Source organism: Paracoccus panacisoli, from assembly GCF_042435015.1.
In the GTDB taxonomy this organism is placed as follows: domain Bacteria; phylum Pseudomonadota; class Alphaproteobacteria; order Rhodobacterales; family Rhodobacteraceae; genus Paracoccus; species Paracoccus panacisoli.
In genome coordinates this window covers 1-9710 of sequence record NZ_JBHMQU010000056.1, presented here as the reverse complement: position 1 = coordinate 9710, position 9710 = coordinate 1, and the positions used below count along the sequence as shown (strand labels likewise).

Here is a 9710-nt window from a genome sequence, read left to right as displayed (position 1 = left end):
GACCCGGGCGCTCGCGGCCGAGCCGGCGGCGCGGCTCGCCGGGGTGCTGGTGCTGACCGACGGGCTGGCCCACGACCCGGCGGCGATCCCCGCCGCGCTGCCCGACGGCGCGCCCGCCCCGGTCCATGTCCTGCTGACCGGCGCCCCCGCCGACTGGGACCGCCGGCTGGTGATCGAGGAGGCCCCGGCCTTCGGCCTCATCGGCCAGCCCGTGACCCTGCGGGTCCGGGTCGAGGACCAGGGCACGCCGCCCGACGCCGTGGCCGGGCGCGCGGCGACGCTGAGCGTCTCGATCGACGGCGCGCCCGCGGCGCAGGTGGCGATCCCGCCCGGCGTCCCGCTCGAGATCCCGGTCACCCCCGCCTACGCGGGGCAGAACGTCGTGGCGCTGTCGCTCGACGACCCCGGCGGGGCGCCCGCGCAGCTCACCGACCTGAACGACCGCGCCGCCGTCACCATCGCCGGCGTGCGCGACCGGCTGCGGGTGCTGCTCGTTTCGGGCGAGCCGCACCCGGGTGAGCGCGCCTGGCGCAACCTGTTGAAATCCGACCCGAACGTGGACCTCGTCCACTTCACCATCCTGCGCCCGCCGGACAAGATGGACGGCGTGCCCGTGGACGAGCTGGCGCTGATCGCCTTTCCGACCGAGGCGCTGTTTCAGGACCGGATCGGGGATTTCGACCTCATCATCCTCGACCGCTACCGGGTGCGCGGCATCCTGCCGCCGGCCTATTTCGACAACATCCGCCGCTATGTCGAAGAGGGCGGGGCGCTGCTCGTCACCTCCGGCCCCGAGATGGCGGGGGTCGAGAGCCTGCACCTGTCGCCGCTCGCCCCGATCCTGCCCGGCCGGCCCACGGGTCGGCTGATCGAGGCGCCCTTCACCCCCTGGCCCACCCCCGCCGGCCAGCGCCACCCGGTGACCGCGGGCCTGCCGGGGACGCCCGAGGGCGCGGAGGGCGGTGCCACGCGCCCGTGGGGCCGCTGGCTGCGGATGGGCGAGGTGATCCCCGACCCGCGGGCCGAAGTGCTGCTGACCGCGCGGCCCTCGGCGGCGACCGGCAGCGTGCTGGACGCCGACTCGCCGCTGCTCATCGTCAACCGGGTCGGGCGCGGGCGGGTGGCGCTGCTCGCCTCGGATCAGGTCTGGCTCTGGGGGCGCGGCTTCGAGGGGGGCGGGCCGCAGGCCGAGCTCTTGCGCCGCATCGCCCACTGGTCGCTCAAGGAACCCGAGCTCGAGGAAGAGGCGCTGGACGTCGCCACCGCGCCGGGGATGCGCTTCGTCGTGACGCGCCGCACGATGGGCGACAGCGTCGGGGCGGTGACGATCACCCGGCCCGATGGCGGCACCGAGGCGCTGACCCTCGCCCCCGCCGGGGCCGGGCGGTTCGAGGCGGTCTATCAGGCCCCCGCGCCGGGGCTCTATCGGCTGGCCGAGGGCGCGCTCAGCCGTGTCGCCGCGCTCGGCCCCCCGGCGCCGCGCGAGTTCGAGGAGACCGTGGCCCGCCCCGACGCGCTCGCCCCGCTGGTCGCGGCCAGCGGCGGATCGGTGCGCCGCCTGTCAGACGGGGTGCCCGACCTGCGGGTGGTGCGCCCCGGCCGCCCGGCGCAGGGCGAGGGCGTGGCCCGGCCGTGGATCGGCATCACCCCCCGCGAAGCGGCGGCGGTGGACGGGCTCGCGGTGCGGCCGCTGCTGCCGCCGTGGGGCTGGCTCGCGCTGATCGCGGGGCTGGCGCTGGCGGCGTGGCTGGTTGAGGGCGGGCGGCTGCGGCGGCGGTGAGGGGCGGCGAGGGGCGTAGCTCACGCCCGACGACAGTTCGCCTCTCGGCCACACCGGAAATCAGACAGTAAGGCGATGGCTTGTCTGCGTGCGGCACAACCTTAGGTTGAAACACCGTGACCTAGCGGCAGCCGGTTTAGCCGTCAGGTCACCGGTCGTAAGCCCTGTGACGCTCGTTCCTCTCGAGAAACGGGGCCACCGACGCGGCAGCCCCGCCCGCCGGCCTCAGAACTCGGCCGTCTCGAGCCATTTCTCGAGCCAGTGGATCGAGTAGTCGCCGCGCTGGATGTCGGGGTCCTGCAAGAGCCGGCGGAACAGCGGGATGGTCGTGTCGACGCCGTCCACGATCAGCTCTCCCAGCGCGCGGTTGAGGCGGGCGAGCGCCTCGTCGCGGTCGCGGCCGTGGACGATCAGCTTGCCGATCAGGCTGTCGTAGTTGGGCGGGATCGCGTAGCCGTCGTAGAGCGCTGAATCCATCCGCACCCCGAGCCCGCCGGGGGCGTGATACTGGGTGATCCGGCCCGGGCAGGGGGCGAAGTTCGGCAGTCGCTCGGCGTTGATCCGCGCCTCGATGGCGTGGCCGCGGATCGAGAGGTCGCCCTGCGCGAAGCTCAGCGGCTGGCCGGAGGCGACGCGGATCTGCTCGCGTACCAGATCGACGCCGTAGATGGCCTCGGTCACCGGATGCTCGACCTGCAGGCGGGTGTTCATCTCGATGAAGTAGAACGCGCCGTCCTCGTAGAGGAACTCGATCGTGCCGGCGCCGGCGTAGCCGAGCTTGGCCATCGCCTCGGCGCAGATGGTGCCGATGCGGGCGCGTTCCTCAGGCGTGATGGTCGGGCCGGGGGCCTCTTCCAGCACCTTCTGGTGGCGGCGCTGCAGCGAGCAGTCGCGCTCGCCCAGATGCACCGCGGCGCCCTTGCCGTCGCCGAACACCTGGATCTCGATGTGGCGCGGGCGCTGGAGGTATTTTTCAAGATAGACCTCGTCGTTGCCGAAGGCGGCCTTGGCCTCGGCCCGGGCGGTGCGGAAGGCGACCTCGAGCGCGGCGTCGTCGCGGGCGACCTTCATGCCGCGCCCGCCGCCGCCGGCGGTGGCCTTGATGATGACCGGATAGCCGATCTCGGCCGCGACGCGGCGGGCTGTCTCGACGTCCGGGACGCCGCCGTCCGAGCCGGGGACGACCGGGATGCCCAAGGACTGCGCGGTCTCTTTCGCGGTGATCTTGTCGCCCATGATGCGGATGTGCTCGGCCCGGGGGCCGATGAAGGTCAGGCCGTGATCCTCGACCATCTGCACGAACTGGGCGTTCTCGGACAGGAAGCCGTAGCCGGGGTGGATCGCCTGCGCGCCGGTGATCTCGCAGGCCGAGACGATGGCGGGCATGTTGAGATACGAGGCGGGCGAGGGTGCCGGGCCGATGCAGATCGATTCGTCGGCCATGCGCACGTGCATGGCGTCGCTGTCGGCGGTGGAGTGGACCGCGACCGAGGCGATGCCCATCTCGCGGCAGGCGCGGATAACGCGCAGCGCGATCTCGCCGCGGTTGGCGATCAGGATCTTGTCGAACATCTTATTCGACGACCATCAGCGGCGTGCCGTATTCAACCGGGGTGCCGTCCTCGACCATGATCCGGCGCACGGTGCCGGCGCGCGGGGCGGGGATGTGGTTCATCGTCTTCATCGCCTCGACGATCATCAGCGTGTCGCCCTCGGCGACCTGCTGGCCGACGGTGACAAAGGGCGCGGCCCCCGGCTCGGCGGCGAGGTAGGCGGTGCCGACCATGGGCGAGGTGACCGCGCCCGGCAGGCTGGCCGGATCGGCGCCGGCCGAGGGGGCGGGGCTCGCGAAGCCGGGCGCGCCGGCCGCGGGCGCGGCGGGGGCCGGGGCATAGGCGGGGGCGGCGGGGGTCGCGGCGGCCTGGACGATGACCTGCTTGCCGTGCTTGGACAACTCGACCGTGAGCTTGTCGTTCTCGCCGTACTCGCGCTTGACGGTCAGCTCGGTCAGCTCGTTGCGGTTGAGAAGCTCGGCGAGGGCCTGGATGAAGGCGGCGTCGCCATCATGCGGGCGGGTCTGTTCGGTGTCGCTCATCTGCTCTTTCTGCCTGTGGGCCGTCTCTGGGCGGCGTTCCCGGGGGGCAACTGTCGCGGGGTTATACCCCCTGACGGGGGCAAGGGAAACCGTTTCGGGACGCGGCGTCACCGGGCGTCGGGATCGGCCGGGATGGCGGGGCCGGGCGGCTCGAGCGGGCCGGGCGCCGCGGGGCCGGAACCCGGCGGGGCGAGGTTCTTCCAGCGGCGGTGGACCCAGAACCACTGGTCGGGATGCGCCGCGACGAGGGATTCGAGGTCGTCGTTCAGCGCCTGCATCATCGCCTGCGGCGTGCCGGGCGGGACCGGCGCGCCGACGCGGACGCGGAAGGACAGCCCGTCGGGCTGGCGGATGCCGGCGATGGGGACGAGGGGCGCGTGGTATTTCAGCGCCAGTTCCGCCGGGGTCAGCACCGTTTCGGTCGGCAGGCCGAAGAAGCGCAGCGTGGCCCCGTGCCGGTCGTACTGGTCGAACCCGAGGCACAGCATCCCGCCCTGCCGCAGGAATCGGATCATCGCGGCCAGCCCGCCGCGGCCGGCGCGGGGAAAGAGGGGTTTCGCGATGGCCTCGATGGCGGGGATGTAGTGGCGGTTGAAGGCGCGGTTGTTCATCGGCCGGTAGAGCGCGCCCACCGGCCAGCCCCGCGCCGCGAGCGCCGCCCGCATGGCGTCGTAATTGCCGAAATGCGCGCAGGCGAGGATCACCGGCCGGCCTGCGGCGGCGGCCTGTTCGAGGACCGGCAGCCCCGGCCCCTCGAGTGGGTCGGTGGCGGTCACGCGGGCGGTGAAGGCGGTGCCTGCGTAGATCTCCATCAGCGCGCGGCCGGCGTTGTCGGGGACGGCGCGGGTCAGGCGGCGGACCTCGGCGCGGGTCAGCTCGGGGCTGGCGAGCGCGAGGTTGGCGCGGATGCGCCGCCGCCAGCCGGCGAGGGGGCCGGCGACATGGGCGAAGATCCAGCCCATCGCGGCGACGCGCTGCGGATAAGGGAGGAGCCGCAGCAGGCCCACGAGGCCGAGGAAGGCGCCGCTGGCGAGGCGGTCGAGGAGGGGGATGGGCGGTTCCGGCGGGGCGGCGGGGGCGCCGGTGCGGTCTGGCGTGGCCCCGGTGGACGTGGGCGTGGCGTTCGGCGTGGGGGCGGGTGAGGAAGCGGGGGCCGAGTCACGTCCGCTCAGCGAGGCGCGCTGGTGCGGGGTGCCGGGGATGGCAGCCGACGATTCGGGGTTGGGCGGGGGCGACGTGGTGCCCTCGGCGGCTGCCCCGCCCTCGGGGGCAAGGCCGAACGGTGCCCCGGGCTGCTCCGTAGGGCTGATTGCCGAAGCTTCGCCCGATGCCTCAGGCGCCCGGCGCCCCGCCTCCGTCCGCGCGCCCGCCGTCCCCGGCGCGGGGCCGGGGGCGCGGTCCGACGGCGGTGCGGGAGGGCGCGACATGGCGCTCAGCCCCCGGCGTTGCGCATGGCGCGGGCCTCGCGGGCCCAGACATAGAGCCCCGCGCCGACGATCATCGCCGCGCCCACCAGCGTCCAGACATCCGGCCAGGTGCCCCAGAAGAGCGCCCCCCAGAGCCCCGCCCAGATCAGCCCGGTGTAGCCGAAGGGGGCGACGGCGGCGGCCTCGGCCAGCGAGAAGGCGCGGATCAACAGCGCCTGCGCCACTGTGCCGAGGAGCCCCATGCCGACGAACGCCCAGAGGTCCGAGGCCGCGATCGGCTGCCACACGAACGGCGCCACGACCGAGACGCCGAGGGTCGCGATGGTGGTGGACCACAGGATCGAGGTCGCGGTCGAATCGCCGCGCACGAGCCGGGTCATGATCGCCCCCGCCGCATAGGTGAAGGCGGCGATGAAGGGCAGGATCGCCGCCGGGTGCAGCACGCCCGCGCCGGGGCGGATGATGACCAGCGCACCGGCGAGCGCGACCGCCACCCCGGCGAGCCGGCGGATGCCGATCCGCTCGCCCAGGAACACCGCCGCGCCCAGCGTGATGAGCACCGGATTGATGTCCATGATCGCGGTCGCCTCGGCCAGCCCGATGTGCTGGAGGGCGGTGAAGAAGAGCCCGATCGAGGCCACCTGCGTCAGCCCCCGCCCGACCTGCAGCCACGGCGAGCGCGAGCGCGCCACGGTTCTGAGCCGCGGCGCCAGCACCGCGAGGACGATGGCGAGGTTGATCGCCATCCGCATCCAGATCACCTGCGCCGGGTGGTAGCTCTGGGTCAGGTGCTTGCCGAGCGCGTCCATCATCGTGAACAGCATCACCGAGCCGAGCAGCATCAGGATGCCCAGCCGCTGGGTCTGGGGCGTGGGGGTGGAGAGGGGGACGCGCACGGCATCCGCCTCGCGCCCCATCAGAGCCTTGGCGCGGGGAAGCGGGCGCATCAGCGGCCCCTCGGGCGCGGGAGGATGGGTGTTTGGGCCAGACAGAAGCCTGGCGCCGAGTGTGAGCGGTCGCGACGGGGGGCGGGTCCGCGCGACGGGTGCTTGGGACGAGGCCAGCACAGGAACGCACGGCCGGGATGGCCCGGGCGAGGCTCAGCGTCGGGGGCACCACCGGCAAGCCGTGCCGGCGCCCGAAGCAGATGCAGCGCGGCCGGGTGAACCGCACCGCCCGCCGTCACCCCAACCCCTCGCGCGGCGGGCGCGCGCACCGGCCGCCGCGCCGGGGCGGTCACAGCAGCGCCTTGACCTGCGCCACGGTGTCCTCGGGGGTGATCCCGAACTCCTTGTAGAGCCGGTCGGCCGGGGCCGAGGCGCCGAAGCCGGTCATGCCGACGAAGGCCGCGCGCTTCCAGTTGCCGCGCTCGCCCAGGAGCAGCCAGTCCCAGGGCTGGCGCACGGCGGCCTCGATGGCGACGCGGACCGGGCCTTCGGGCAGCACCTCGGCGCGGTAGTCCTCGGGCTGCTCGGCGAAAAGCTCCATGCAGGGGACCGAGACGACGCGGGTGGGGATGCCGTCGGCCTCGAGCGCCTCGGCGGCCTTGACCGCGATCTCGACTTCGGAGCCCGACGCCATCAGGATCGCCTGCGGGACGGCGGAGGCCTCGCGCAGCACATAGGCGCCGCGGGCGGTCAGGTTCTCGTCCGTGTGCTCGATCCGCACCGCCGCGAGGTTCTGCCGCGAGAGCGCCAGCACCGAGGGCGTCGCCTCGGCCGAGAGCGCCAGTTCCCACGCCTCGGCGGTCTCCACCAGATCGGCGGGGCGGAAGGTCCAGCTGTTCGGGGTGGCGCGCAGCATGGCGAGATGCTCGACCGGCTGGTGGGTCGGGCCGTCCTCGCCCAGCCCGATGGAATCGTGGGTCATCACATAGACGACCGGCACCCCCATCAGCGCCGACAGCCGCATCGCGCCGCGCGCGTAGTCGGTGAAGCAGAGGAACGTCCCGCCATAGGGGCGGAAGCCGCCGTGGAGCGCGAGGCCGTTCATCGCGGCCGCCATCCCGTGCTCGCGGATGCCCCAGTGGACATAGCGCCCGGCGCGGTTCTGGGCGTCGAACACGCCGAGGTCCGGGGTCTTGGTGTTGTTCGAGCCGGTCAGGTCGGCCGAGCCGCCGATGGTCTCGGGCATGACCGGGTTCACCGCGTCGAGCACCAGTTCCGAGGCCTTGCGGGTGGCGATCTTGGGCCGGTCGGCCACGGCCTTGCGCTTGACCTCGGCGATGGCCGGGGCGAGCGCCGGGTTCACCTCGGTCGAGATGCGGGTGGCGAAGGCATCGCGGCGATCCGCCGGCAGCGCGTCGACGCGGGCGACCCACGCCTCGCGGTCCTGGGCGCCGCGGCGGCCGATCTCGCGCCAGCGGGCGACGAGGTCGTCGGGGATGTCGAAGGCCTCGTGCTCCCACGCATAGGCGGTGCGGGTGGCGAGGATCTCGTCGGCGCCGAGCGGCGAGCCGTGGACGCCCGAGGTGCCGCCTTTCTTGGCCGAGCCGTAGCCGATGGTGGTCTTGCAGGCGACCAGCACCGGGCGGCCGTCGTCCTCGACCGCGGCGGCGAGTGCGCGGTCGATGTCGGCGGCGTCATGGCCGTCGCAGGACAGCGTCCGCCAGCCCGAGGCCGCGAAGCGCGCGAGCTGATCGGTCGAATCGGTCAGCGACACCGGCCCGTCGATGGTGATGTTGTTGTCGTCCCAGAGCACGATCAGCCGCCCGAGCCGCAGGTGCCCGGCCAGCGTCAGCGCCTCCTGGCTGATCCCCTCCATCAGGCAGCCGTCGCCGGCGATGACCCAGGTGCGGTGGTCGCAGAGCTCCTCGCCGAACTCGGCGCGCAGCTTGGCCTCGGCCATGGCAAAGCCGACGGCGGTGGCGAAGCCCTGGCCGAGCGGGCCGGTGGTGGTCTCGATCCCGTCGGCGTGGCCGTATTCCGGGTGCCCCGCGGTGATCGCGCCCCACTGGCGGAAGTTGCGCAGCTGGTCGCGGGTCATCTCGTCGAAGCCGGTCAGGTGCAGCAGCGAGTAAAGCAGCATCGAGCCGTGCCCGGCCGAGAGGATGAAGCGGTCGCGGTCGAACCAGTTCGGCGCCGCGGCGTCGAACTTGAGGTACTTGCCCCAGAGGACGGTCGCCACGTCGGCCATGCCCATCGGCATCCCCGGGTGGCCCGAGTTGGCGGCCTCGACCGCATCCATGCTGAGCACGCGGATCGCGCTGGCGAGGCTCCAGTGGTCGGGATCGGCGAGGCGGGCTTGGGTGAGGGGCATCGGCGCGGCTTTCAGAGCGAGGAAAGGGGGGGTCCGGGGGGTGATAGGCAGGGCGCGTCCCGGTTGCAAGGCTGGGGGCGCGCGGGGGCTGCGGGGCGGGGCTTGGCGGCGGTCGGGTCAGGCGTCGGCCGGGGCGTCGTCGGGGTCGTCGTCGGACCCGTCGGCCCCGTCGGGGTCGGCGAGCGGGTGGTGGCGCAGCACCAGGTCGCGCATCCGCGCGTCCACGACATGGGTATAGATCTCGGTGGTGCCAAGATCGGCGTGGCCGAGCAGCGTCTGGATGGCGCGCAGGTCGGCCCCGCCCTCGAGCAGGTGGGTGGCGAAGGCGTGGCGCAGCACGTGCGGCGTGACCGCGCCCGCCGGCAGGCCGGCGCTGGCGGCGAGGTTCGCCAGCATTCCGTGGAACGCCTGCCGGGTCATGTGCCCCGCCGCGCCCCGCGCCGGAAAGAGCCAGCGCGCGCCCGTGCCGCGCACCAGCCTGCCGAGCGGGCTGTCCGCCGGGGCCGCGTCGCGCAGGGTGAGCCAGCGCGCCACCGCCGCGCGCGCCGGGCGGGTCAGCGGCACCATCCGCTCGCGCCCGCCCTTGCCGCGGATCAGGATCACCTCGGGGTCGCCGCGCAGCGCCGCGACCGGCAGCGAGACGAGCTCGCTCACCCGCATCCCGGTGGCGTAGATCAGCTCGAGCGCGGCGGTGTTCTGGGCCCGCTCGGCCTCGGTCGCGCCGTGGGCGGGGACGGCGGCGAGCAACGTCTCGACCTGCGCCTGGCTGAGCGTGCGGGGCAGGCGGGGCGAGCGGCCGGGGCCGGCCAGGCGGATCGCCGGGTCGTCGTCGCGCCAGCCCTCTTCCAGCGCGAAGCGGGTGAACTGGCGGATCGCCGAGAGGCGGCGGGCGCGGGTCGCGCGCGAGAGGCCGAGGTCGGTCAGCCGCGCGAGATAGGCCTCGATCCCGTCGCGGGTGATGGTGGTGAGCGAGGTGCCGCGCGCGCGGGCAAAGGCCGCGAGGTCGGCGAGGTCGCGGGCATAGGCGAGCACGGTGTTGCGCGCCGCCCCCGCCTCGGCCGCGCGGGCGTCGAGGAAGGCGCCGACGCGGCGCAGGTCGTCGGGGCTGCCGGGCTGGTCCGGCGCATCCGGCGGTCCGGTGTCGGGGCCC

At 74.0% G+C, this 9710-nt stretch carries 6 protein-coding genes and 1 pseudogene; 1 reads left to right on the top strand and 6 read right to left on the bottom strand.

Annotated elements, in window-relative coordinates; genetic code table 11:
* The coding region (locus ACFHYO_RS11905; RefSeq protein WP_394320647.1) for a hypothetical protein at positions 1-1780 on the top strand (1780 nt) is incomplete at its 5' end.
* A 225-nt stretch (positions 1781-2005) separates the two neighbouring features.
* Here ACFHYO_RS11905 and accC read toward each other — a convergent pair.
* From accC to ACFHYO_RS11875, 6 genes and pseudogenes are all read right to left on the bottom strand, one after another.
* Positions 2006-3352, bottom strand: a complete 1347-nt coding sequence (gene accC / locus ACFHYO_RS11900; RefSeq protein ID WP_394320645.1) for an acetyl-CoA carboxylase biotin carboxylase subunit — start codon at positions 3350-3352, stop codon at positions 2006-2008.
* 1 nt (position 3353) lies between these two features.
* Positions 3354-3875, bottom strand: a complete 522-nt coding sequence (gene accB / locus ACFHYO_RS11895; protein WP_036736183.1) for an acetyl-CoA carboxylase biotin carboxyl carrier protein — start codon at positions 3873-3875, stop codon at positions 3354-3356.
* A 197-nt stretch (positions 3876-4072) separates the two neighbouring features.
* Positions 4073-4927: pseudogene (locus tag ACFHYO_RS11890) on the bottom strand (lysophospholipid acyltransferase family protein); the annotation flags it as partial.
* A gap of 380 nt (positions 4928-5307) precedes the next feature.
* The gene (locus tag ACFHYO_RS11885; protein WP_052175257.1) at positions 5308-6249 is read right to left on the bottom strand and encodes a DMT family transporter; all 942 of its coding nucleotides are present in this window, start codon (positions 6247-6249) and stop codon (positions 5308-5310) included.
* A gap of 289 nt (positions 6250-6538) precedes the next feature.
* Complete coding sequence (gene tkt, locus ACFHYO_RS11880) at positions 6539-8560, bottom strand: transketolase (protein ID WP_394320643.1); 2022 nt, start codon at positions 8558-8560, stop codon at positions 6539-6541.
* A gap of 117 nt (positions 8561-8677) precedes the next feature.
* Positions 8678-9655: a tyrosine recombinase gene (locus tag ACFHYO_RS11875; protein ID WP_394320649.1), complete on the bottom strand. Its 978-nt coding sequence runs from the start codon at positions 9653-9655 to the stop codon at positions 8678-8680.
* Between the last annotated feature and the right edge of the window lie 55 nt (positions 9656-9710).

Coding starts and splice junctions, on each gene's coding strand:
- accC (WP_394320645.1), bottom strand. CDS start 3,352: ATGTTCGACAAGATCCTGATCGCCAACCGCGGCGAGATCGCGCTGCGC.
- accB (WP_036736183.1), bottom strand. CDS start 3,875: ATGAGCGACACCGAACAGACCCGCCCGCATGATGGCGACGCCGCCTTC.
- ACFHYO_RS11885 (WP_052175257.1), bottom strand. CDS start 6,249: ATGCGCCCGCTTCCCCGCGCCAAGGCTCTGATGGGGCGCGAGGCGGAT.
- tkt (WP_394320643.1), bottom strand. CDS start 8,560: ATGCCCCTCACCCAAGCCCGCCTCGCCGATCCCGACCACTGGAGCCTC.